Source organism: Massilia sp. R2A-15, from assembly GCF_030704305.1.
In the GTDB taxonomy this organism is placed as follows: domain Bacteria; phylum Pseudomonadota; class Gammaproteobacteria; order Burkholderiales; family Burkholderiaceae_D; genus JAFCUW01.
The window spans coordinates 220,978-244,732 of record NZ_CP131935.1; the positions used below are offsets into that span (position 1 = coordinate 220,978).

Annotated in this window: 24 protein-coding genes; 13 read left to right on the plus strand and 11 right to left on the minus strand. The window is 63.3% G+C overall.

Features of this window, described 5'->3' with window-relative positions; genetic code table 11:
* Positions 1–36 precede the first annotated feature (36 nt).
* Both Q4S45_RS00990 and Q4S45_RS00995 read right to left on the minus strand, forming a co-directional pair.
* Positions 37–3,606, minus strand: a complete 3,570-nt coding sequence (locus Q4S45_RS00990; protein WP_305508297.1) for a M1 family aminopeptidase — start codon at positions 3,604–3,606, stop codon at positions 37–39.
* A 7-nt stretch (positions 3,607–3,613) separates the two neighbouring features.
* Positions 3,614–4,504, minus strand: a complete 891-nt coding sequence (locus Q4S45_RS00995; protein WP_305508298.1) for an ABC transporter ATP-binding protein — start codon at positions 4,502–4,504, stop codon at positions 3,614–3,616.
* A gap of 891 nt (positions 4,505–5,395) precedes the next feature.
* Here Q4S45_RS00995 and Q4S45_RS01000 point away from each other — a divergent pair.
* From Q4S45_RS01000 to Q4S45_RS01010, 3 genes are all read left to right on the plus strand, one after another.
* Positions 5,396–5,872 carry a hypothetical protein gene (locus tag Q4S45_RS01000; protein ID WP_305508300.1) on the plus strand — a complete coding sequence of 159 codons (477 nt, stop codon included), beginning with the start codon at positions 5,396–5,398 and terminating at the stop codon, positions 5,870–5,872.
* Between the two features lie 435 nt (positions 5,873–6,307).
* Positions 6,308–6,796, plus strand: a complete 489-nt coding sequence (locus tag Q4S45_RS01005; protein ID WP_305508302.1) for an AHH domain-containing protein — start codon at positions 6,308–6,310, stop codon at positions 6,794–6,796.
* A 1-nt stretch (position 6,797) separates the two neighbouring features.
* Positions 6,798–7,337, plus strand: a complete 540-nt coding sequence (locus Q4S45_RS01010; protein ID WP_305508304.1) for a hypothetical protein — start codon at positions 6,798–6,800, stop codon at positions 7,335–7,337.
* 361 nt (positions 7,338–7,698) lie between these two features.
* Here Q4S45_RS01010 and petA read toward each other — a convergent pair whose 3' ends face one another.
* Positions 7,699–8,295 carry a ubiquinol-cytochrome c reductase iron-sulfur subunit gene (gene petA / locus Q4S45_RS01015; protein WP_305508306.1) on the minus strand — a complete coding sequence of 199 codons (597 nt, stop codon included), beginning with the start codon at positions 8,293–8,295 and terminating at the stop codon, positions 7,699–7,701.
* A 99-nt stretch (positions 8,296–8,394) separates the two neighbouring features.
* Between petA and Q4S45_RS01020 the strand changes: the two genes are divergently transcribed.
* Both Q4S45_RS01020 and coq7 read left to right on the plus strand, forming a co-directional pair.
* Positions 8,395–8,844, plus strand: coding sequence for a hypothetical protein (locus tag Q4S45_RS01020; RefSeq protein WP_305508307.1), 450 nt, complete (start codon positions 8,395–8,397; stop codon positions 8,842–8,844).
* 29 nt (positions 8,845–8,873) lie between these two features.
* A complete protein-coding gene (gene coq7, locus Q4S45_RS01025) occupies positions 8,874–9,518 on the plus strand; it encodes a 2-polyprenyl-3-methyl-6-methoxy-1,4-benzoquinone monooxygenase (protein ID WP_305508309.1) in 645 nt (214 codons plus the stop codon).
* 91 nt (positions 9,519–9,609) lie between these two features.
* Here the strand turns inward: coq7 and Q4S45_RS01030 are convergent, their stop codons facing one another.
* The 4 genes from Q4S45_RS01030 to Q4S45_RS01045 form a co-directional block, all read right to left on the minus strand.
* Positions 9,610–10,032 carry an OsmC family protein gene (locus Q4S45_RS01030; RefSeq protein WP_305508310.1) on the minus strand — a complete coding sequence of 141 codons (423 nt, stop codon included), beginning with the start codon at positions 10,030–10,032 and terminating at the stop codon, positions 9,610–9,612.
* A 69-nt stretch (positions 10,033–10,101) separates the two neighbouring features.
* A complete protein-coding gene (locus tag Q4S45_RS01035; protein ID WP_305508312.1) occupies positions 10,102–11,286 on the minus strand; it encodes an ABC transporter permease in 1,185 nt (394 codons plus the stop codon).
* Positions 11,283–12,014, minus strand: a complete 732-nt coding sequence (locus Q4S45_RS01040) for an ATP-binding cassette domain-containing protein (RefSeq protein WP_305508314.1) — start codon at positions 12,012–12,014, stop codon at positions 11,283–11,285. The genes Q4S45_RS01035 and Q4S45_RS01040 overlap by 4 nt, the downstream gene beginning before the upstream one ends.
* Before the next feature lie 13 nt (positions 12,015–12,027).
* The gene (locus Q4S45_RS01045; protein WP_305508316.1) at positions 12,028–13,452 is read right to left on the minus strand and encodes an alpha/beta fold hydrolase; all 1,425 of its coding nucleotides are present in this window, start codon (positions 13,450–13,452) and stop codon (positions 12,028–12,030) included.
* A gap of 278 nt (positions 13,453–13,730) precedes the next feature.
* Here Q4S45_RS01045 and rplM point away from each other — a divergent pair, with 278 nt between their 5' ends.
* The 4 genes from rplM to erpA all read left to right on the plus strand — a co-directional run bounded on the left by rplM (position 13,731) and on the right by erpA (position 16,373).
* Positions 13,731–14,159: a 50S ribosomal protein L13 gene (gene rplM / locus Q4S45_RS01050; protein WP_305508318.1), complete on the plus strand. Its 429-nt coding sequence runs from the start codon at positions 13,731–13,733 to the stop codon at positions 14,157–14,159.
* 9 nt (positions 14,160–14,168) lie between these two features.
* Positions 14,169–14,561 carry a 30S ribosomal protein S9 gene (gene rpsI, locus Q4S45_RS01055; protein ID WP_305508320.1) on the plus strand — a complete coding sequence of 131 codons (393 nt, stop codon included), beginning with the start codon at positions 14,169–14,171 and terminating at the stop codon, positions 14,559–14,561.
* A gap of 230 nt (positions 14,562–14,791) precedes the next feature.
* Positions 14,792–15,829, plus strand: coding sequence for an N-acetyl-gamma-glutamyl-phosphate reductase (argC, locus tag Q4S45_RS01060; RefSeq protein WP_305508322.1), 1,038 nt, complete (start codon positions 14,792–14,794; stop codon positions 15,827–15,829).
* Positions 15,830–16,010: 181 nt separating this feature from the next.
* Positions 16,011–16,373 (plus strand): iron-sulfur cluster insertion protein ErpA, encoded by a 363-nt coding sequence (gene erpA, locus Q4S45_RS01065; RefSeq protein ID WP_305508324.1) that lies wholly within the window; start codon positions 16,011–16,013, stop codon positions 16,371–16,373.
* A 34-nt stretch (positions 16,374–16,407) separates the two neighbouring features.
* On the opposite strand, the gene Q4S45_RS01070 is transcribed toward erpA, so the two are convergent.
* From Q4S45_RS01070 to Q4S45_RS01085, 4 genes are all read right to left on the minus strand, one after another.
* On the minus strand, positions 16,408–17,511 hold the full coding sequence (locus tag Q4S45_RS01070; RefSeq protein WP_305508326.1) for an anhydro-N-acetylmuramic acid kinase: 1,104 nt from the start codon (positions 17,509–17,511) through the stop codon (positions 16,408–16,410).
* 126 nt (positions 17,512–17,637) lie between these two features.
* On the minus strand, positions 17,638–18,507 hold the full coding sequence (locus tag Q4S45_RS01075) for an IS3 family transposase (protein ID WP_305512018.1): 870 nt from the start codon (positions 18,505–18,507) through the stop codon (positions 17,638–17,640).
* Complete coding sequence (locus tag Q4S45_RS01080) at positions 18,504–18,815, minus strand: transposase (RefSeq protein WP_305505222.1); 312 nt, start codon at positions 18,813–18,815, stop codon at positions 18,504–18,506. Before Q4S45_RS01080 ends, Q4S45_RS01075 begins: the two co-directional genes overlap by 4 nt.
* A gap of 136 nt (positions 18,816–18,951) precedes the next feature.
* On the minus strand, positions 18,952–20,328 hold the full coding sequence (locus tag Q4S45_RS01085) for a M23 family metallopeptidase (protein WP_305508328.1): 1,377 nt from the start codon (positions 20,326–20,328) through the stop codon (positions 18,952–18,954).
* A gap of 158 nt (positions 20,329–20,486) precedes the next feature.
* Between Q4S45_RS01085 and tyrS the strand changes: the two genes are divergently transcribed.
* The 4 genes from tyrS (at position 20,487) to Q4S45_RS01105 (ending at position 23,697) form a co-directional block, all read left to right on the plus strand.
* On the plus strand, positions 20,487–21,749 hold the full coding sequence (gene tyrS / locus Q4S45_RS01090; RefSeq protein ID WP_305508330.1) for a tyrosine--tRNA ligase: 1,263 nt from the start codon (positions 20,487–20,489) through the stop codon (positions 21,747–21,749).
* Complete coding sequence (dtd, locus tag Q4S45_RS01095; RefSeq protein WP_305508331.1) at positions 21,746–22,204, plus strand: D-aminoacyl-tRNA deacylase; 459 nt, start codon at positions 21,746–21,748, stop codon at positions 22,202–22,204. Before tyrS ends, dtd begins: the two co-directional genes overlap by 4 nt.
* 48 nt (positions 22,205–22,252) lie before the next feature.
* Positions 22,253–22,918 (plus strand): YbhB/YbcL family Raf kinase inhibitor-like protein, encoded by a 666-nt coding sequence (locus Q4S45_RS01100; RefSeq protein WP_305508333.1) that lies wholly within the window; start codon positions 22,253–22,255, stop codon positions 22,916–22,918.
* A gap of 131 nt (positions 22,919–23,049) precedes the next feature.
* Positions 23,050–23,697 carry a histidine phosphatase family protein gene (locus Q4S45_RS01105; protein ID WP_305508335.1) on the plus strand — a complete coding sequence of 216 codons (648 nt, stop codon included), beginning with the start codon at positions 23,050–23,052 and terminating at the stop codon, positions 23,695–23,697.
* The last annotated feature ends 58 nt before the right edge of the window (positions 23,698–23,755 follow it).

Below are 23,755 nucleotides of genomic sequence, written 5' to 3' on the forward strand. Positions count from 1 at the left end.
CCCCCAAGGCGTGATTATTTGAACAATTTGTGAAGTCTAACGCATTTCCACATCGATCAGGTTATCAGATGGCTTCTTATCGATTAATTTATTGTCGGGATCGATGCCGGCCTTGCCCGGACGGCTCCCCACCACCATCGTGACCGTCATTTCCTTGCGGTCGACCAGGCGCCGTTCGCGCAGCAACGGGTTGCCGTCCTTGTCGTCCACGCCGAATTCGACCATGTCCTTCAGGGGCATATCGTGCTCGTCGCCCAGTCCGCCCGCCCTGACCTTGGCCGCGCTGGCCGTCAGCGTCACCTCGTAGCTGCCGTCGGCGCGGCGCACCGCGCTGGCCCGGGTGGCGCGGTTTTCATACAACACAATCGCATCGAACAGGTCGTCGACCAGGTAGGCCAGTTCGGGCGGCGTCACGCGCCGCAGCGCCGCGGTCAGCGCGGTGACGTTCGGATACGGCGCCGCGTGGAAAGCGTAGCGCGCAAGCAACTCGTGCAGGGCGCCGTTGATCTTCTCCTCGCCCACCAGGTCCTGCAGCAGAAACATCGCCAGCCCGCCCTTGCGGTAATGGATGTACTTCTGGTCCTCGTTCTGGGCCAGCGGCAGCTCGCGCCGGTTTTCCTGGGCACGCCCCCTCAGGTACTGGTCGAGGTTATAGCGCAGGAAACGCCGCATTTTGGCCGGGCCGACCGTTTTCTTCATCACCATCAGCGCCGAGTATTCGGCCAGCGTTTCGGACAGCACGGTGCTGCCGCGGGTGTCGGCGCCGATCAGCTGGTGGCCCCACCACTGGTGCGCCACCTCATGCGCGGTGACGTACAGCGGATAGTCGATGTCCTTCGGGTTCTTGTCGTCCACCCTGGCGATGAAGCCCACGCCTTCCGAAAACGGGATCGTGTTCGGATACGACTGGGCGAACATCGCGTAGCGCGGGAACTCGACGATGCGCAGCAGCTTGTGCTGGTACGGGCTGAAATTGGCCGTGTTGTAATCGAGCGCGCTGCGGGCGCCCTTGATGATGCGGTCGAGGTTGAAGTCGTGGCCGGGGTGGTAGTACAGGTCGATCGTCACGTCCTGCCAGCGTTCGTGGCGCACTTCGTAGCGCGCCGACTGGAAGGCGTAGAAATTGAGGATCGGCTTGTCCATCCTGTAGTGGAAATAGCGCCGGCCCTGGTCCATCCATTCCCGCTCCAGGGTGCCGGGCGCGATGGCGATCTGGTCCGGGCTGGTGCTGACGATGGCGTCGAAATTGATCCAGTCGGCGTCGTTGGACAGGTAGCTGTCGGCCGCGCCTTGCGGGTCGGCCGGGGCGCGCATCGGCGCGCGCGGCGCCAGGCCGTGGCGCTTGCGGTCGCGCTCGTCGACCAGTTCGGCCGCAGGCTGGTAGCCGATGCGCGGCAGCGCGTCATTGTTGAAGAAGGTGCCGTTGCCGACCACGGGGGTGTTCATGCCCAGGCCGAGGATGCCCTGCGGCGCATCGGTCAGGTCGAATTCGAGCGCCATTTTGGCGCCGGGCGCCAGCGGCGTGGCCAGGCGCCAGGCGTAGAAGCCGCGCTCCTTGTCGGCCAGCAGCAGGCGCGCGCCGGGCGAGAAGCGCATCGACAGCTTGCTGGTGCGCGCCTGCTGGACGAACACGTCGGCGATCGGGGCGCCGCTGCGGTTTTCCAGCTGGTAGGCGCCGCGCACGCGCAGGGTGCGCCGCTCGGGCACGATATCGACCTGCAAGTTGACGTCGGTGATGCGCGGCTGCGGGGCCGCGGCGAATTGCTTGTAGCGCTGCTCGTACTCGGCGCGCGCATGGTCGCGGCGCCAGGCGGTCTGGAAGTCGTTGGCGACCTGCAGGTTGTAGTACAGCAGGCCGCCGGCGCCGGCGAAAATCGCCAGTCCGGCACACAGCGAGGCCAGCACCGGCACCGTCAGGTTGCGCCGCGCCAGCTGCAGGCGGCTGCCCATCTCGGCGTTGTAGCCGCGCGGCCAGAACACCACCGACAGCACCATCAGCACCAGCGCGGCGCCGGCCCAGTACAGCTCGAACCAGCGCTCGCGCACCAGGTAGTGGCCCCAGCCGTTCATGGCGGAATAAATGAAGTCGGGCGAGGTGCCGTACAGCAGCATCGGATGGTCCAGGCCGAACGAGCCGAACGTCAGGGTCGCGGCGTAGTACAGGATCATGGCGAAGTAGGCCAGGTACTTTTGATTGATCAGCACCTGCAGCGCAATGGCCAGCACCGCGATCAGCGCGTATTGCGGCAGCCTGATCAGCAACAGCGTCTGCAGGTACAGGCCCGGCTCGAGCGCGAAGTAGCCCTTGAACAGCTGGATCAGCATGCCGCACACCATCGCGATCAGCAGCATCAGCGCCTGCAGCGCGACCAGGCTCAAGGTCTTGCCCAACAGCGGCAGCCAGCTCGGCACCGGCATCGCGTCGAGCATCTGGTCCATGCGCGCCTCGCGCTCGCGCCAGATCAGTTCGCCGGCGAAGAAGGTGGTAATGACCAGCATGACCAGCGCGTAGGCCTCGCCGATCATCTCCAGCACCTGGTAGGTGACGGGGTAGGTGTTGGTGCCGTAGACCGAGCCCAGGCCGAGCGAGCTGGCGAACAGCAGCAGCACGCCGGCCAGCGCGATGGCCAGGAAGTAGATGTTCTTGACCGACTCGCGCAGGTTCAGCCAGGCCGACTGCAGCAGCAGCGCGGCCAGGCTGCGGCCGGCGAAGTCGGGCAGCTCGCGCGTGGCGACGGCGGCGCCGGACAGGCGCGGCGCCGCTTCGCCCTCGGGCCGGTTGGCGGCGCGGCTGTCCACGCTGCTGACGAAGTGGAAGCGCCAGTAGCCCAGCAGCAGCACGGCCAGCGCGAAGCCCGACCAGATCAGGCGGTTAATCAGGTAGACGCCGTCGAACGGGATCGCGCGCGTATTTTTTTCGGCGATGGTCCAGTACTCGGTCACGCGGATCAGCGAGGTGGTGCCGAACGGGTCGATCAGCGCGGCCAGGGTCTTGTAGTCGAGGTCGCGCGCCAGCGAGGGGGCGACGATGTAGCCGATCATCATCACCACGCTGGCGACGTACACCGGCAGCATGCGCCGGGTCAGCGCGGCCAGCACGAAGAACAGGGCGCCGAAGATGAACAGGTTGGGCAGCAGGGTCAGCAGGTAAGGGCGCAGGTACAGCGACAGCGATGCCGGCCCCAGCCGCTCCGGTTCGATGCCGGGGATGAAGGTGCCCAGCCATGCGCCCAGCACGATGCTGGCGAAGATCACCGCCAGCGTCAGGTAGGCGCCGAGGAAGCGGCCGAACACGTAGGCGTGCTTGCCGATCGGCGCACTGAAGAAGAAGTGGTGCATGTCGTACTCGAAGTCCTGCTGCACCGAGCGGCCCATCATGGCCGCGACGACGATCACGCCCAGGCTGCCGAGGAAGGCGCAGGTCATGTCGATCGAGCGGGGGGCATTGATGAAGACCTTGCCGCCGAAGCTGATGACGGCGTCCTTGAACACGCCGCCGGCGGCGGCCATCCACAGCATCGCCAGCCCGAGGAACATGGCGAAATACACCCAGGTCGAGAGCAGCTTGAGCCGCTGCCGAGCCTCGAAAAACGCAATTGCCAGCATAGGGTTCCTAGCAGTTGCTGGCGGCCACGTGGCGCCCGGCGATGGTGGCGAAGTACACGTCGTCGAGGTCGGCGCGGGCCGGCTCGAAGCCGTTGCCCGGGTCGCTCTCGGCGTAGGCGTGGATCAGGGTGCGGCCGGTCAGCAGGCGCGACGAGATCACCGCGTACTGCTGCTGGAAGGCGGCCAGCTCGTGCTTGGCGACGAAGCGGGTCCAGATCTTGCCGTCGATATCGTCGATCAGTTTCTGCGGCTCGCCGCACAACAGCACGTGGCCCTTGTTGATTATCGCCATGTTGGCGCACAGGTCGGCCACGTCGGACACGATGTGGGTCGACAGCAGCACGGTCTTGTCCTCGCCGATGTCCGACAGCAGGTTGTGGAAGCGCACGCGCTCCTGCGGGTCGAGGCCGGCGGTCGGCTCATCGACGATGATCAGTTTTGGATCGCCCAGCAAGGCCTGGGCGATGCCGAAACGCTGGCGCATGCCGCCGGAAAAGCCGCCGAGGCGCTGGTGGCGCACCTCGAACAGGTTGGTTTGCTGCAGCAGGCCGTCCACCACCTCGCGCCGGCGCGCCTTGTTCGACAGGCCCTTCAGGACTGCAAAATGGTCGAGCAGTTCGTAAGCGGTCACTTTCGGGTATAGGCCGAAGTCCTGCGGCAGGTAGCCGAGCAGGCGGCGGATTTCATCTTTTTCGTCGAGGACGTCGAGGTCGCCGAAGAACACCGAACCGGAGTCGCATTCCTGCAGGGTGGCCAGGGTCCGCATCAGGGTCGACTTGCCGGCGCCGTTCGGGCCGAGCAAGCCGAACATCCCCGCCGGGATGGTGAGGCTGACCTTGTCCAGTGCCACCACGCCGTTGGCGTAGGTCTTGGACAAATTGCGGATGCGTAATTCCATGCGTTGACTCCTGAGCCTGATTCCGTGCGAAGCCGCGCCAGCCGTGCTGACGAGCTTCTTGATAATTGCATTGTATTAAATTTATGGCGCGCCGGGCGGGCTGTTGCGACAGTCGGCGGTTTGGGAGGTTCAGAGTGCTCAATCGGGGTGCTGCCCGTGGCGCGACCGAAGGCTGGGAGGACTTGCACTGGGTTCGTCCCGGCGGTTGAAGGTGCTGCTGGGCGTCCGGTTGCCGCGACGGCGCCGGGAAGAACGCGTGAGGTTGGCACTGCGACTTTGCCTGGCACGCCGGCGTGTAGGCAATTGATTTCAATAACAAATGGAAGCTTCCGAAAAACGTTGACGGCAGCATTTGGACAGGGTCGCTATTGTCACGGCAGAGGTCGGCGAATTCTAGCCCACGAGGACACGCGACAGATCGCTGCTGCCGCTTCCGAAGTTCGCAAGCGTTGGGTGAACGTCGCTTTTTAGAACCGTCTACTACATGAAAATTAATTTCCTCCTGGTTACAGTTCGCGCGAATTTGCCCGAATGCATAGGGTATATTGAATATGATGATATCCATCGGTGTTCATTGCCGGAGTTGATCGGGAGTGGGAACTAAATCGAGGCCAGGCGTGGCCCGCGGTCAGGTCTGCCATTCAGACACAAGCTGAGCCAAGTGGTGACCGATTCGCCCGAATCAGTGAGACCGTGTCGGAATGGCAAACTCTGTACCCGGCTTCATCAGGCTGCTGGTTGCCCCCGAGGTTTCAAGAGGTGTTGCAATTACAAATGTACGGCCCTTCTGTTATTACACGAAGTACGTTTGAACGTATATACGGAAAGCCAATGCACTCGTGGGGTGAATACGGTGATTGCTGACACTCCTATACAGGTAGGTAGAAAAATATGCGATTTACAAAGCTAAGCGGGGCGATTTTGGTACTAATAGCAATGCTGTTGTTCACGGTAGTCTTTCAGGCGATTTTACTCAAAGAGAGAAGACAGGGGGCAATTCAGTTGTCCGGTGCATTATGTGCGTCTACAGGGAGCTTGGTTAAAATTTTGCTATCTAAGGCCAATACTGTCGGGACAGAAGATTCAGTTACATCCCGTCTGAAAGAGTCGATTAGGCAACAGAGTTTAATAATTTTGACGCTGGATGTCGATGTTTCGCAGTTCGATGCGAACGCCTTCGAAGGGATTTGTGAGATTGTTGCAAGGAAAGATCTGTTATTCCCGTTATCTTCTACGACCACAGTCATCGGTGTAAGAAATAATTTTCTCAATACTAAATTCGCCGATATGCGTCGCGTTGTTCTAGCTGAAACGTTGGCGCGATCCGCCCGGATCGCGGACGCACACCATTGCGTCCTGCGACCCTGACGCGATTCGGAAGCGCCCGACCAAAACTATGCGATTGAGCGCTACCGCCAGTTCGTCACCGAAGGAGTCGATGAAGAGAGCCCACTCATCGAAGTACACTAGCTAGTCTTGGGTGACGAGGAATTTGTCGCAAAACACAGAAGTGCCATCGCGTCTTCGGACTTGGTGGCGGTAGTCAAAACGCAGCGTCGCGCATCGGCTCGGCCCCTCGCGGAGTACCGGCAAATTATCCTGTCCGGGATGAGGCGATGGCACGTGCGTAATGGCCGACGGCGTTCACCATTTCAGAAAATGGGAAATTCTTCGGCGTCGCCCCGGCGACAGTAAGCCGCGCGACCCGCCGTTACGGAAAAGTAGCGCGGTAAGAGGACGTTTGTAGATTAGCGTGAATGTGCTAGGGTTGGCCCCGCAGACTAACGATGAGCTTGTGTTGGAATGGCGGTACTGACCCCGGCCTCCCTTAGGTGGCATTGCAGGCGGTTTGTTGCAGGGGGGTGTGATCTTGCTACCTTTGCGACTTGCGCCGCCGCAAATCCCGTAATCGTAGGAGGAAGTGTTGCGGCTGGTGGTGCTGTTGGCGCAGCAGTTGGTCCACCAGTAATGGAGGCCGGCCGATTTCTGGCGAAGAATATTGCTTCTGTTTTTGGTGTGCAAAAGCAAGATGGGCAGCATGCTCACCATATTGTTGCTGAGGGCGACAGGAGAGCGGCAGTTTCTCGAAAAATCCTTAATAATGTAGGAATGGATGTGAATAGTGCTTGGAATGGAATGATTCTGCCAGCCAGATACCATCAGGGATTGCACACCGATACTTATCACATTAGTGTTCAGGCTGCTTTAACTGGCGCTGCGAATTATACTGATGCTGCTGCTCGGTTGACAGCAATTCGCGCACAAATCTATATGGGATTATTTCCTCATTGATATGAAAACTATTTTTCGTCCCGAGCCTCAAAGTGGATATGGCTCAATTCTTCTTAGTAATTCAGATGACTGGTCGCGAATGGCGGCATTAAACTTCGAAAGACAGGGGGAGACATGGAAGTCATTAAATTTTGAGTTTTACAATGACGAAAAGAGAAAAAAAATCGAGCCCGATATTGCTGTCGTCATTCCTGGTATCGCTGTTCGTATGGAGCTGGCTGAAAAGCTATTTTTTGATGTTTTGGATGATATTGAAATTTTGCCGATTGCGGTCTCCGGTCAAGCTTGGGTGCTCGCGAATTGCTTGGTGAGTACGCGAGGGATGGATCTCAAAAAAAGCCTTTACCATCGAGATCCTTCTGGAACGATATTTTTGATACAAAAAATGTTTGTGAACGACCCGGAACTTTCGTCCAAGCTCGCCTTTACTATCGATGGTTCAAACCGATCTACTATTTTCGTCTTAGAGCGATTTGTTCAAAGAGTGCATGAACTAGGATTGCAAGGAATAAAGTTTAAGCCGGTCGGAGAGTTCTGCTAGCTTTTGTGAGACTTTTGGAATGAGCTCTGCCTTTGCTTAGTTGATGGTGAGGAGCGGAGCTGGCGAGCTGGTCCGGTACCACGACCTAGTCGGAAGCAGGGGGGCAGTACCGCCATTCCAACACAAGCTGAGCGGCGCAGCGGCAGAACCGTCGCCGAATGTCGCGGTCGAATCAAGGACTTGGGGTTAGACGGACTGACCTTCGAGCAGAGGCCGGATTGCCGAATGAGTGGCGACGGGCGTCAACAAATCAACATAGTCTGATATGCCCAGGCAGGCGCTGTGTCGGTAGCAACGCGGGCATCCCGATTGAACCGGGGCTAGGACCTGCCCCGGTTAATGTTGCCGGCGCAGGCCTTGTTCAGGTATTCGCGGTGTTCGGCTCGACGCCGATATGCAGGGTGTTGCCGACAAAACTGTACGGCGGCACCTCGAGGTTACGCGGCGCCGGCACGTTGCGGTAGACCCGCCCGGCCAGGTCGAAGCGCGAGCCGTGGCAGGGGCAATAGAAGCCGCCCGGCCAGTTGGGGCCCAAGTCGGCCGGCGCGACGTCGGGCCGGAAGCCGGGAATGCAGCCCAGGTGGGTGCAGACTGCGGTGGCGACGAAAAACTCCGGGCGCACCGAGCGGGTGGCGTTGTGGGCGTAGAAAGGCTGCTGATTTTCGCTCGATCCCGGGTCGGCCAGGTCGCCGTCGTGCTTGCCCAGCGCGGCCAGCATGTCCGGCGTGCGATGCAGGACCCAGACCGGGCGGCCGCGCCACTCCACGGTGGTGAGAGTGCCAGGGGCAACGGTCGCCAGGTCCACCTCCACCGGCCCGCCGGCGGCGCGCGCTCGCTCGCTGGGGCTCATGCTCTTGACGAAAGGAATGGCGACAGCAACCACGCCGAGGCTGGCCATCGCACTGGTGGCGACGCCCAGGAACTGGCGGCGCGGATTGAGCGGAAGGGTTCGGTTCATGTTATTCCCCCAAACTCGTTTGACAACGCCGCGCGCTATCAGTTTGCCGGAGCGGGCCGATTGATCGCCAGCGCGGCCCGAAATGTGGATAATGTCTGCATGGATACTGCCATTCAAGACCACATCCTCGCGGTGATGCGCGCGGCGCGCGACCGCGAAGAATCCCTTGCCTGGTTCCGCACCGCGATCGGGCTGCATTACCTGGCCGCGATGGTGCGTCCCGAGGCGATCGACTTCAAGAAAGTGGACCGGGCCTACAACCGCTTCATCTACCAGGCGATCGGCAAGGGCCACAGCATCGCCAGCGCGCTGCAGTTCATGAGCGGGGCCAAGGTGGTGCCGGTGGTCGATTCGCCGCGCTTCACGGCGGCGTTCGCCGAATACTGCCCGGAAGTGCCGATCGACACCATCGGCTTTTTGCTGTCGCTGAACCTGGGCGTGGCCAAGGCGATTTCCAAGCTCGACATCGGCGGCCCGGTGCTCGACTGGATCGAGCGCCAGAACCTGGCGGCGCAGCCGGGCGACCCGGCCTTGCCTGGCATTCTATAATGGCGTTTTGACAGCTTTCCCTGCCTATCATGAGCGCCAATCCGAATCTGCACCCCCTCGACAACCTGATCAGTGGCTTCGACAAGGCCCTGCGCGTCATTTCCGGCGTGGCCACGGCGACCCGGTCCAACCCGGCGGCGCACGCCGAAGACGTCAACCTGGAGGGCGCCGACCTGCGCCGCAGCGCCGGGCTGATGCGGGTGAACCACGTGGGCGAAGTGTGCGCCCAGGCGCTGTACGACGCCCAGGCGCGCTTTGCCAGATCCGACGCGATGCGCGCGCAGTTCGCGGAGGCCGGGCGCGAGGAAGAGGATCACCTGGCGTGGACGGCGCAGCGCCTGCACGAGCTGGGTACGCAGCCAAGCTTGCTCAATCCGCTGTGGTACGCCGGCGCCTACACCCTGGGCGCGGTGGCGGCCCACCTGGGCGATGCGCGCAGCCTGGGCTTCGTGGTCGAGACCGAGCGCCAGGTCGAGGCGCACCTGAACAGCCACCTGGTCGAGTTGCCGCCGCAGGACGCCAGGTCGCGCGCGATCGTCGCGCAGATGCGCACCGACGAAGCGGCGCACGGCGCGGCGGCGCAGGCGCTGGGAGCGGTGGAGGTGCCGGGGCCGGCGCGCGCCGCGATGACGGCGATGGCGAAGGTGATGACCAGTACAGCGTATTACATCTAAGTGCTGAAGATGGGGTCAGGTCCGCAGGACCAGACCCCTCGATGCCGCCTCCGAAGCCGGGGTCTGGTCCTGCGGACCTGACCCCATTTTCTTATCCTTCGACGATCTCGAACGAGTGGGTGATTTCGGCGGTCTTGGCCAGCATGATCGATGCCGAGCAGTACTTGTCGTGCGAGAGCCGGACCGCGCGCTCGACGCTGGACGGCTTGAGATTCCTGCCGCTGACGGTGAAGTGGAAGTGGATCTTGGTGAACACTTTCGGATCGACCTCGGCGCGCTCGGACTTGAGCGTGACCTCGCAACCGCGCACATCTTCGCGGCTGCGCTGGAGGATCAGAACCACGTCGTAGGCGGTACAGCCGCCGGCGCCCAGCAGCATCATCTCCATCGGCCGCGGCGCCAGGTTGTGGCCGCCGCCCTCGGGCGCGCCGTCCATGCTGACCATGTGGCCGGAACCGGTCTCGGCCCGGAAACTCATGCCCGACGGGCCGTTCCAGCTGACTTTCACTTCCATTGCGCGCTCTCGAAAAAAAGGGCCTGACCCACCGGTCAGACCCAGGTGTGGGAGCTAATATTGTAGCGTCTACACGCCCAGCACGTAGCGCTCGCTCTTCATGCGCCAGCTGGCGAAGCCTGCCGCGGCCAAGGCCGGCAGCAGCGCGCTGAAAAACGTCAGCACATACGGCAGCGAGCCGATGTCCTCGCCCTTGGCGATTTCGCGCAGCAGGGTTTGGTTCGACAGGATCGGCACGAGGTACATCCATGTTGCCGTCTTCACTTCCATCATCGACACCACCATGCCGGGCAGCAGCGGCAGCAGCATCAGGAAGCTGAGCATGCTTTGCGCTTCCTTGAACGACTTGGCGTTCATCGCCACCGCCACCTGGATCGCCGCGGCGAACAGCGACAGCGGGATCGACGCCAGGATTACCTTCGCCAGGTCGGCAGTGGTGACGCGCCACGACATGCCGATTTCCTCCAGCGGCAGCCAGGTCAGGATGCCGTGCGCCAGCAGCAGGGCGACGGTGACGCCGACCAGCGACAGGCTGGCCGCGGCCATCCATTTGCCCACCACCAGTTCCCATGCGCGCGCCGGCTGCGACATCAGCACCTCGAGCGAGCGCCGCTCGCGCTCGCCCGCGGTGCTGTCGACCGCCGCCGACAAGCCGCAAATGAAGGCGGGGAAGAACAGCAGGCCCAGGATGCTGCCGATCAGGCCGGCCGAACGCGCCGCGGTGCTGCCGGTGTCGTAGCGCTGCAGCAGCACCGGCTGCACCAGCACCGGCGAGACGCCATGCGCCAGCAGCCGTGCGCCCGTCACGCTCGAGCTGTAATTGCGGATCACTTCCTCGATGTCGCGCTGGCGCTTGTCGTTGTCGGATGCCGAATCGAACCACAGCTCGACGCGCGCCGGGCGCATCGCCTCATAGTTTTCCGCGAATTTGTCGGTGATGCGCAGCAGCGCGACAACCTTGCGCGCCTGCAGCAGCTCGGTGATCGCTTCCTCGCTCATCGGCGCGACCTGCTTGACCAGCACGTTCTTCTGCTTGAGCTGCGCCATCAGGTTCGGCGCCTGCGCGGCGCCGATCACGGCCAGCTCGATGCCTTCGCGCTCGGGCTTGGTGGCGCGCTTGATCGACTGGTTCAGGATGATGCCCAGCATGACCGGGTACATCAGCGTAAACAACAGCAGCAGGCCGAGCGAGCGCTTGTCGCGCAGGGTTTCGCGCAACTCCTTCAGAAAAACGATTTGCCATTTCGACTTCATGCGATTCCCTCTTCGGTGCCGACCAGGCTGACGAACGCGTCTTCCAGGCTGGCGATTCCGGTGCGCTCGCACAGCTGCTGCGGCGAGCCCTGCGCCACGGTGTGGCCTTTGGCGATGACGATCACGTCGTCGCACAGATGGGTGACTTCCTGCATCACGTGGGTGGCCATGATCACGCAGCAGCCGTCGGCGCGCAGCGTGGCCAGGGCGGTGCGCAGCGCGCGCGTGCTCATCACGTCGAGGCCGCGGCTGGGCTCGTCGAGCAGCAGGTGGCGCGGCCGGTGCAGCAGGGTGCGCGCCAGCGCGACCTTGATGCGCTGGCCCTGCGAGAAGCCCTTGCTGCGGCGCTCGAGGATGTCGGTCATCGCCAGCAGGTCGGCGACTTCGTCGATGCGCGTGTTCAGGGCGGGGCCGGCCATGCCGTTCAGTTCGCCGAAGTAGGACAGGTATTCGCGCGTGCTGAGGCGCTCGTACAGGCCGAACTGGTCGGTCAGGAAGCCGATGTTGCGGCGCACCGCCATCGGGTCTTTTTCCGGATCGACGCCGTCGATGCGGATGCTGCCGTGGTCGCGCCTGAGCAGGCCGACGAGCAGGCGCAGCAGAGTGGTCTTGCCGGCGCCGTTGGGCCCCAGCAGCGCGGTGATCTGGCCGTCGCGCGCGGTGAAGCTGACGCCGCCCAGCGCCTGCACGGCGCCGAACTGCTTGCGCACATCTGTAGTTTCAATCATGTCGGTCTCGCGGTTACGGTTGCGGTCCGGCGCTGCCGAGCTGAAAGCCGGGCACCGGGATGTCCTTCAGGCACTCGGCCTGCACAGGCGCGTCGGGGCGGTCGAGGAATTCGCGCAGCAGGCGCGGGGTGCAGCCCAACCAGGAGATGCCGTGGCCGGCATTGGCCACCACCAGGTGCTGGGCGTGCGTCATGAATTTGCCGGCCGCTTCGGCGCGGCGCGGCGGCGTGACCGGGTCGAGGGCGCCCGACAGCATCAGCGTGGGCGCCGTGATCGGGGTCGGCGACGCCAGCGGCACGGGCGGCACGGCGATCGCGCGGCACAGCGCCGGCAGGCGCGCGGCCATCGGCGCGGTCAGCACCCCGGCGTCCTCGGCCAGCACGGACGGGGTCAGGCGCGGCATGTCCTCGGCGCAGATGACGGCCAGTTGCAGCACCAGCGCGTGGGCGCCATCGGCCGACAGGTCGGCGGAAACGTTGCGGCGCGCGATGAACGGCTCCCAGCGGCCCTGCGCCGCGCTGTGGATCAGGAAGGGCAGGCGCCGGCTGTCGGCCGGGGAATACAGGATGCTGTGCACGGTGCCGAGAAAGCGCGTGCTCGTCATCGGCAGCTTGAGCGGCGCGGCGGTGCGCGGGTCGGCGATTTCCACCTTCACGCCGCCGGCGGCGACCTTGGCCGACAGCGCCGTGAATTCGGCGCGGGCGTTCGGGAACGCGCGCGCGCAGGCCGGCTCGGCGGCGCACTGGCGGAACAGCGCTTCGAGCGCGGCCTGGCTGTCGCGGCCGCCGGCCGGGATCACCTGGTCGGGCGCGGCCACGCCGTCGAGCGTCAGCGAACGCACCTGGGCCGGGTAGGCGCGCGCGTAGGCCTGGGCCAGGCGGGTGCCGTAGGAGCCGCCCCACAGGTTGATCTTGCCGTAGCCGAGCGCCTGGCGCACCTGGTCGATGTCGCGCGCGGCGCTGGCGGTGCCGTAGGCGGCGTAGTTGGTGTTGAGGCGCTTGATGCAGGCGACGATCTCGGCTTCGAGCTGCTCTTCGGTCATCGCTTCCTGGGCCGGCGTGCTCTCGCAGTCGAGCTTGCCGGACAGGCCGGTGCCGCGCTGGTCGATGAACACGATGTCGCGGGTGGCGCGGATGCGGCGGAAGGTGCTGTTTAGCAACTGCAGCACGTCCGAGCCGGCCTGGCCGGGACCGCCGGCGAGCACGAACAGCGGATCGGGGCGGGCCGACTCGCGAAACGCCGGCGCGATGGTCACATGGAGCTTCAGTTTGGCGCCGTCCGGCTTGGCGTAGTCGAGGGCAACCGGCAGGCTCACGCAGCGCAGCGGTTCCTCCGCGCCGGGTAGGTGGCAGGCGCGGGTGGGGGCGGCGGCCTGGCTCGCAGCGGGCAGCAGCGCCAGGGCAGTCAGTGCGGCGCCCAGGCAAGAACGAAATTTCACGGGATCTCCCATCGGATGGATGCTGGCCATAGTAAATTGACACTGTTGCCTCGGTCAATCGATAGTTTCAGTTTTGAATGATGTCTTGAGGCAATACGATTAGCAATGAGGGAGCGCGTCGGGAATGCGACAGTAAGGCCAGGCGCGGGTTGACCGGATGGGCCGCATGTGCGATCATAGCCGGCTTTCCGTTTGCTCAGGAAAGACAATAAGGCAGAGTCCGCAGGCAACATGAGCGGAACCACCATTTGAGCGATTTTTTGAATTAGGAAGTCAACATGAAAACTTTTTCCGCTAAAGGACATGAAGTCCAGCGCGATTGGTTGGTGATTGACGCGACGGACTTGGTCCTCGGACGTGTTGCCAGCGAAGTGGCACGCCGACTGCGCGGCAAGCATAAGCCAGAATTTACTCCTCACGTCGACACGGGCGACTTCATCGTCGTCATCAACGCAGGCAAGCTGCGCGTGACCGGTACCAAAGCGACCGAGAAGACGTACTACCGTCACTCGGGCTACCCAGGCGGCATCTACGAAACCAACTTCAAGAAAATGCAAGAGCGTTTTCCTGGTCGCGCGCTCGAGAAAGCGGTCAAGGGCATGCTGCCTAAGGGCCCGCTCGGCTACGCAATGATCAAGAAGCTCAAAGTGTATGCGGAAGGTTCCCACCCGCACGCGGCCCAGCAACCTAAAGCACTCGTTCTCTAAGGAGCTGACATGATCGGTAACTACAATTACGGCACCGGCCGTCGCAAGAGTGCAGTCGCTCGCGTGTTCATCAAAGTTGGCACTGGCCAAATCATCGTCAACGGCAAGCCAGCGTCGGAATACTTCTCGCGCGAAACCGGCCTGATGGTCATTCGCCAGCCGCTGGAACTGACCGGCAACGTCGAGCGTTTTGACATCAAAGTCAACGTGCACGGCGGCGGCGAGTCGGGCCAGGCAGGTGCAGTACGCCACGGCATCACCCGCGCCCTGATCGACTACGACGCAACGCTGAAGGGCGATCTGGCACGTGCCGGCTTCGTTACCCGCGATGCACGTGAAGTCGAGCGTAAAAAAGTTGGTCTGCGCAAAGCACGTCGCGCAAAGCAATTCTCGAAGCGTTAATTCGTTTCATCAGCAGCGTCCTCGGGCGCTGCTTCGAAAAGACCGCCGGCTTCCCGGCGGTTTTTTTTCGTCGGGCCAACTTCAAAATCGGGGCCTGACCCGCGGCGACTCGGCGTCCCCGTCAGACCCCAGGCCTAACATCAGCCCTGCCGGGCGCGCGGATTTTGGTGGGCTGTTAAAATTGCGGCCTGCTTATTGCATCACCTAATTTATATCTCGAAGGAACAGACATGATCAAAGTTGGCATCGTTGGCGGCACCGGGTACACAGGCGTGGAATTGCTGCGATTGCTGGCCGCCCATCCGCAGGCGCAGCTAACCGCCATCACGTCGCGCAAGGAAGACGGCCTGCCCGTCGCGGACATGTTCCCGTCGCTGCGCGGCCACGTCGAGCTGGCGTTCTCGGCTCCCGACAAGGTCGACCTGACCCAGTGCGACGTGGTGTTCTTCGCCACCCCGCACGGCGTGGCGATGGCGCAGGCCCCGGCCTTGCTGGCCGCCGGCGTGAAGGTGATCGACCTGGCCGCCGACTTCCGCCTGAAGGACCAGGCCGCCTTCGAGAAGTGGTACAAGATTCCGCACACCGCGCCGGAACTGCTGGAGCAGGCCGTGTACGGCTTGCCCGAGCTGAACCGCGAAGCCATCAAGGGCGCCACGCTGATCGCCAATCCGGGCTGCTACCCGACCACGATGCAGCTGGGCTTCTATCCGCTGCTCAAGGCCGGCCTGATCGATGCGACCCACCTGATCGCCGACGCCAAATCGGGCGTCTCGGGCGCCGGCCGCAAGGCCGAGATCGGCACGCTGTTCTCCGAGTCGAGCGACAATTTCAAGGCCTACGGCGTGTCCGGCCACCGCCACACGCCGGAAACCTCGGCCCAGCTGCAGCGCTTCACCGACCAGAAAGTCGGCCTGACCTTCACGCCGCACCTGGTGCCGATGATCCGCGGCATGCATTCGACCCTGTACGCGCGCCTGACCAAGGACGTTTCCAATGAAGAGCTGCAGGCGCTGTTCGAAGCGCAGTACAAGGACGACGCATTTGTGGACGTGATGCCGTTCGGCTCGCATCCGGAAACCCGCTCGACCCGCGGCGCCAACATGCTGCGCCTGGCGCTGCACCGTCCGGAAGGCGGCGACACCGTCATCATCCTTGTGGTGCAGGACAACCTGGTCAAGGGCGCCTCGGGCCAGGCCGTGCAGTGCATGAACCTGATGTTCGGGCTGCCGGAGACGACCGGCTTGCAGCAGATCGCGCTGCTGCCATAATTCCCGCGGCGGTTGAATTGCGGCCGAAAGGCCGCATCTGAAGACATTCCCATTATAAATTGCTGGAAATGCAGGCCGGCGCGCTGGTGTTGCATCTGGCCGCCGGGCCGCAAGCATCTGAAGCGTGAGTTGCGTCAACAGTCTATAATGGACCCAATCGTATCCAAGTAGGAGTCCCCCCATGAATGCAGTAGCCGAATCGCAAGACGTTATGCCGTCGCCGATCATTTTTACCGACAGCGCCGCGCAAAAAGTCGCCCAGCTGATCGAGGAAGAGGGCAATCCCGACCTGAAACTGCGCGTCTTCGTGCAGGGCGGCGGCTGCTCGGGCTTCCAGTACGGTTTCACGTTCGACGAAATCGTCAATGAAGACGACACCACGATGGTCAAGAACGGCGTCCAGCTGCTGATCGACTCGATGAGCTACCAGTACCTGGTCGGCGCCGAGATCGACTACAAGGACGACCTCGAAGGCGCCCAGTTCGTCATCAAGAATCCGACCGCCAGCTCGACCTGCGGCTGCGGATCGTCGTTCTCGGTATAAGCAAACTGCGCCGGCCCACGCCGGCGCGATTTGATCACGCGGGGTAGAGCGCGCCCAGGATCCTGGCGCCTTTGGCCCCCGTCACAGCGGGCAGATTGCCCGCTTTGCGTTGGTGGAAGCGGTACCCCAGCCAGGCGAACGCCAGCGCTTCGACCCGGTTCGGCGGCACGCCCAGCGCCGCTGTCGATTCCACCGGCACCTTCCCTCCCAGTTCCGCCGCCAGCGCGCGCATCAGCGTGCCGTTGTAAGCGCCGCCTCCGCACACATATACCGCATCGACCTTGCTGGTCGCGCCTTCGATCGCGCGCGCGATGCTCACGGCCGTCAGCTGGGTCAGCGTGGCCTGGACGTCGGCGGGCGCCAGCGCCGGGCAGCGCGCCAGCACCGCGTCGAGCCAGTCCATGTGGAACAGGTCGCGTCCCGTGCTTTTTGGCGCCGGCAGCGCGAAGTAGGGCTCCTCCAGCAGCGCCGCCAGCAGATCCGCATCGACCTTGCCGCTTGCCGCCCACGCGCCGTCGGCGTCGTATTCCTTGTCCAGGTGGCGCGCGATCCAGCCGTCCATCAGCACGTTGCCGGGACCGGTGTCGAAGCCGGTGACCTCGCCCTCGGCCGGCAGCACGCTGATGTTGCCGATGCCGCCGATGTTGACCACCACGCGCGTCTGGCCAGTCGCGCCGAACACCGCGGCGTGATAGGCCGGCACCAGCGGCGCGCCCTGGCCGGCGGCGGCGACGTCGCGGCTGCGGAAATCGGCGACGACGTCGATGCCGGTCAGTTCGGCCAGCAGGGAGCCGTTGATGGTCTGGCGCGTGAAGCCCAGTTCGGGGCGATGGCGGATGGTCTGGCCGTGCGCGGCGATCGCCTGCACCGGTCCCGTGGCGTGCGGCAGCAGTTCGGCCACGCAGGCGGCGTAGCGCTCTGCGATCCGGTTGGCGGCGATGGCCTCGCGTTCGATTTCGTTGACGCCGGCTGCCTGCAGCGCCATCAGGTCGGCGCGCAGTTCAGTTGAGAAAGGGGCGAAGGCGGCGCCGAGCGTGCGGATCGCGCCGTCGTCCGAGAAATCGGCGAGAACGGCGTCCACGCCATCAAGGCTGGTGCCGGACATCATGCCGATGTAGAGCGAAGAGGTATTGGTCATCGTGTGCTTCTAAAATATGAGAGTACCGGGGTCTGGTCCTGCGGACCTGACCCCATTTTCAATCATGCGCCGCGGCCCAAGGGCTGGGGTCAGGTCTGAGATGCACCGGTTTGGTGGACAGGTTAATTAGCAACACATGTGCTGCGCCTGGACCTGCGCCGGCGTTTTGTAGCCGAGCGATTGATGAAGTCGGATTGTATTGTAGTACACCTCAATATGATCTTTGACGGCGGCAACCGCGGCAGCGTGATCTTCATACACGAAGTGATGCGTCAACTCGTTCTTCAGGTTCGAGAAGAAGCTCTCCGCAACCGCGTTATCGTGACAGTTCCCTTTGCGGCTCATGCTCGCAATTGCGCCCTTCGACTCGAGGTAGTCGCGAAACTTCTTCGAGCCGTAAGGCGATCCCTGATCCGTGTGGCAAACGAGCCCTGGCGGCGGGCGATATCGCTCCATGGCCGCTTCGATCGTCTGCACGGCCAGGGCGGCGGTCTGGCTCGTTCCCATCGCCCAGCCAATGACAGCGTGCGTGGACAAATCCAGGAATATCGACAGATGGCTTATCCCCGTCCGCGTGGTGATTTGCGTCATGTCGCCCACCCACACGCGGTTTGGAACGGCGACCTTGAATTTCCGGTTCACCAGATTCGGGGCTGGCGGTTCTTTTTGTTGCGGTGCTGGTTTGCTTTGCAGTCGTTGGGTTCGAAGCGTCTGAATGCCGGCGCAACGTCGTAGACGTGCCACTCGATTTCGCCCGCATGGATTTTTTTCCGCGCGTAGCACCCGCCACATCTTGATGACGCCTGCAGCGCGCCGGTGTTCCACGTCGATCTCGTGAAGCCTCGCAATCAAGGCGATGTCCGCGCTATCGCGCGGGCTCATAGGGCGACAGCGCGAGGCATGGTAGCCGCTTCGGCTTACGCCAAGTAAGCGGCACATCAGCCCGACCGGATACATCTCGGCATGCTCGCGAATGAAGGCGTACCTCAGCGCTATCGGCGCATGAAGTACGCCTCGGCTTTTTTTAGAATTTCGAGCTCCAGTGCCAGGCGAAGGTTCTCCTTGCGAAGCCGAGTCAGCTCGTCTTCCTCGCCAGCTGGCGGGCGCCCAGGCGGTCGAAACGCCAAGTCCGGGCCGACCAAGTCGACCCGCTTCGCCCATTTATAAAGCTGATTTCGACGCACGCCGAGCTCTCGCGCCAGCGCCGCGGCGTTATCGCATTGCTTCAGACGTTCAACCGCTTGGAGCTTGAACTCCGGGCTAAAGACCTGGTTTTCAGATGATTTTACGAGTTTGGTATCCATGGAACGTATTGTCCCCTATTTGGATGTCCACCAAACTCGGTACATCTCAGGTCCGCAGGACCAGACCCCCTGCTGTTCAGGCAAAAAAAATGGGCGGGAAAGCATGTCGCTTTTCCCGCCCACTCGATTATAGAGCTTAGCGTGCCGCCAGCGCAGTGCCTGCCGCGCCACCCGGACGCAGCAGCGCGAAGCGGTGGCTCATGTCGGCCGCGGCCATCTTGAAATGGGCCATCTCGCCGGCCGTCAGCGGCGCTTGCGCCACCACGTTGACGGTGTTCGGATCGCGCGCCTCGTTGGCGACGCGGAACTCGTAGTGCAGGTGGGCGCCGGTCGACCAGCCGGTCGAGCCGACATAGCCGATCACGTCGCCCTGGCGCACCTTGCTGCCCTTGTGGAAGCCCGGCGCGAACCGGCTCATGTGCGCATACGCGGTGCTGTAGTTGGCCCAGTGCTTGATGACGACCATGTTGCCGTAGCCGCCGGAGACGCCTTCGAAGTCGATCACGCCGTCGCCCGACGCGCGGATCGGGGTGCCCAGCGCCGCGGCGAAGTCGATGCCCTTGTGCGCTTTCCAGTTGCCCGAAATCGGGTGCACTCGCATCGAGAAGCCCGACGAAATCCGCGAGAACTCGAGCGGCGACTTGAGGAAGGATTTTTTCAGCGCCTTGCCGTCGAGCGTGTAGTAACCGCCGCCGGACTTGCTGGCCGGGTCTTCGAACCATACCGACTGGTAGGTCACGCCGCGGTTGACGAATTCGCCCGCCAGGATGCGGCCGGTGCGCACCATCTCGCCATCCTGCCAGAAGGTTTCGTAGACCACGTTGAAATGGTCGCCGCGCTTCAGGTCGGAACGGAAGTCGATGGAAGTGGAGAACATCTCGATGATTTGCGCGACGATCGAGTCAGGCAGCTTGCCGCCGTCGGTCGACGAATCGGTGGCCGAGTACAGCGAATTGGTGATCGTGCGGGCACGCATTTCCACGCGGCGCTCCAGTTTTGGCGCGGCCTCGGTGGCGATGAACTTGTTGTCCTGGCGGGTGATCGAAATGCTTTTGACCGGGATGTCCTGGGCGTCGACCACGGTCGCGCGCAGCCACTGCAGCTGGCCGTTGTCGTCGGTCTTGGCCTGCACGCGCTTGCCGGTGCGCAGCTGCATCACGCCCTTGGCGACCTTGTCGGTCTTGATGAAGCTGGCGGCGGCCTGGTCGTCCACGCCGAGGCGCGACAGCAGCGAAGCGAGCGAATCGCCGGCGCGCACGCGTTCTTCGTGGATGAATTCCTGGGGAGCTTTGTCGAGCGCAGCGATCTGGTCCGCCAGGTTGGGCAGTTCCAGGTTTTGCGCGATGGATTTGACCGGGAGGTCGGATGCATCCGGGGCGAGCGGCGCGACGCCTGCGGCGCCGAATGCGCAGACTGCAAGAAAGATCGCGCCGGCGCTGATGATGCGCACCTTTCGCGTCGTTCCTAGCAGGCCGGTCCAGCTTTTGCCTGAGTTTTGTTGGGTAGGGTTCATGCAATCAGTTAAAATTTGCCGCTTGAACTTCCAGTCGAAGACTACTTTTTCTTGTTGTTGTTACGTATCTTTTCATTGGGCAACGTTGATGGGATCGGGCATTATATCAAACTCCCGCGACCGGCCTCTCTTTTTTTCTTTCTGTTGATAAAGTATCCATGACTTCTCCTGCACCTTCCAAGAACGCTGCCGCCGCGCCGGCCAGTGCCCCGCTGCTGACGGACACCGTGCGGGAAGCGCTCGCCATCACCAAGCGCGGCGTCGACGAACTGCTGATCGAAGCCGAATTCGCGCAAAAGCTGGCGCGCTCCGAGCAGACCGGCAAGCCGCTGCGCATCAAGCTCGGCCTCGACCCGACGGCCCCGGACCTGCACCTGGGCCACACCGTGGTGCTCAACAAGATGCGCCAGCTGCAAAACCTGGGGCACCAGGTGATTTTCCTGATCGGCGACTTCACCTCGATGATCGGCGACCCGTCGGGCCGCAACATCACGCGCCCGCCGCTCACGCGCGAGCAGATCGAAATCAACGCGATGACGTATTTCAAGCAGGCGTCGCTGGTGCTCGACGCCGAACGCACGGAAATCCGGTACAACTCCGAGTGGTCCGACCCGCTCGGCGCGCGCGGCATGATCGAGCTTTCGTCGCGCTACACCGTGGCGCGGATGATGGAACGGGACGATTTCACCAAGCGCTACAAGAGTGGGACACCAATCTCTGTCCATGAGTTCCTTTACCCGTTGATGCAAGGCTACGATTCGGTCGCTTTGCAGGCAGACCTTGAGCTAGGTGGAACAGACCAGAAATTTAATTTGCTGGTGGGAAGAGAACTGCAGAAAGATTACGGCCAGGAACAGCAGTGCATCCTGACCATGCCGCTGCTCGAAGGCCTGGACGGCATCGAGAAGATGTCGAAGTCCAAGAACAACTACATCGGCATCACCGAACCGGCCAACACCATGTTCGGCAAGCTGATGAGCATTTCCGACACCATGATGTGGCGCTATTTCGAGCTGCTGTCGTTCCGCTCGATCGCCGACCTGGCCGAGCTGAAGGCGCGCATCGACGGCGGCGCCAACCCGCGCGACGCCAAGGTGGCGCTGGCGCAGGAAATCGTCACGCGATTCCATTCGGCCCGCGCGGCCGAGGATGCGCTGGCCGACTTCGTCAACCGCTCGAAGGGCGGCATCCCGGACGACGTGCCGGAACTGGCGCTGGCCGGCGCCCCAGTGGGCCTGCCGCAGCTGCTCAAGCAGGCCGGCCTGTGCGCCTCGACCTCCGAGGCGATGCGCATGGTCGACCAGGGCGGCGTGCGCATCGACGGCGCGGTCATCAGCGACAAGGCATTGAAACTCGACGCCGGCACCTTCGTGCTGCAGGTGGGCAAGCGCAAGTTCGCCCGCGTCACGCTGTCCGCATGATCGCACTGCTGCAACGGGTCAGCCACGCCAGCGTGGTGGTCGGCGGCGCGCTCATCGGCGCCATCGACGCCGGCCTGATGGTGCTGGTGTGCGCGGAGAAGGGCGATACCGAAAAGGAAGCCGATGCGCTGCTGGCCAAGCTGCTGGCCTACCGCGTGTTCAGCGACGAGGCCGGCAAGATGAACCGCAGCGTCGCCGACACGGCCGGCGGATTGCTGCTGGTGCCGCAGTTCACGCTGGCGGCCGACACCAATTCCGGCACGCGGCCGTCGTTTTCGCCGGCCGCCAGCCCGCAGGACGGCCTGCGCCTGTTCGAGCATTTTGTGCGCCGGGCGCGCGCGCATCATGCTACGGTAGCCACCGGCCAGTTCGGCGCCGACATGCAAGTGTCGCTCACGAACGACGGCCCGGTCACTTTCTGGCTGCAAGTCGCTCCGGCGGCGCGCGCGAGTTGAACCTGCGCGCCCCTGCCGCTGTCATATACAGGGGCGGGGGAGGCTGCAATGAAACTGTGGAGTGATTCGTTTATCGAAGGCGGCGTCATCCCGCCCGAATGCGCGTTCGCGCTGATCGACCCTGCCGCGCACGTGCGCCTGTCGCGCAACCGCAATCCGCACCTGGCCTGGGACGAGGTGCCGCCCGGCACCCAGTCGCTGGCGCTGTTCTGCCGCGATGTCGACGCGCCCTTGTCCGGCGCCGACGTCAACCAGGAGGGCAGGGTGGTGGCCGAGGAGCTGCCGCGCGGCGACTTCTATCACTGGACCCTGGTCGACATCCCGGTGGCGCTCAAGTCGCTGGCCGAGGGCAAGCTCTCCGATACCGTCACGCCGCACGGGAAATCCGGTCCGCTGGTGCCGTTCGCCATCAAGAACGGCACCGAGCACCAGCTGCGCCAGGGCGTCAACGACTACACCGCATGGTTCGCCAATGATCCCGCGATGGCGGGCGACTATTACGGCTACGACGGTCCTTGTCCGCCGTGGAACGACCTGCGCCTGCACGCCTACCTGTTCTGCCTGTACGCGCTGGACATTCCCCAGTTTCCGCTGGACGGGCGTTTTACCGGGGCCGAAGCGCGCATGGCGATGCGCGGCCACATTCTCGACGAAGCGCAGGTGTTCGGCGTGTACTCGCTCAATCCCGAAGTCGCCGAAGCCGTGGCCAAGTGAGTCTCCGGGGTCTGGTCCTGCGGACCTGACCCCATTTGTGCCTTCCTGCCGGCGCGTGGCGAAATCAAGATGGGGTCAGGTCCGCAGGACCAGACCCCGGGGTTGCGGGCGGCGCTGGTATCATGGCGCCCATGTCTTCCACCAACATTATCCTGATCCGCCACGGCGAAACCGCCTGGAACGCCGAACGCCGCCTGCAGGGCCACATCGACATCGCCCTGAACGGCGAAGGGCAGCGCCAGGCCGAGGCGCTGGCGGCGGCGCTGGCCGGCGAGCGGCTCGACGCCGTCATCGCCAGCGACCTGCAGCGCGCGCTGCAAACCGCGCAGGCCGTCGCGGGCGCGCGCCGCCTGCCGGTGCGCCAGGACGCCGCCCTGCGCGAACGCTGCTACGGCGGCTTCGAAGGCTTGTTGTACGCCGAGATCGAACAGCGCTTCCCGCGTGAATTCGCGGCCTGGCAGGCGCGCGACATTGACGCGCTGATGCCGCACGGCGCCCGCCAGGCCGAAAGCTTCCGCCAGTTTTATGCGCGCTCGGTCGGCGCCATCCTGTCCTGGGCGGAAGCGCACCCGGGCCAGTCGATCGCCATCGTCGCCCACGGCGGCGTGCTCGAATGCGCCTACCGCGCCGCGCTCGGCCTGCCGCTCGAGACCCCGCGCAACTTCCCCGTACTCAATGCCAGCATCAACCGCTTCGAGTTCGCCGCCGGCAAACTGCAGCTGCAAAGCTGGGGCGAGGTGGCCCACCTGGCGCCCCGCGCGCTCGACGAATTATCCTGACTGTAACAAATTAGTGCTTATTATTTGAGCAGTCCTCGGGTAAAATAGCTGGCTCTGT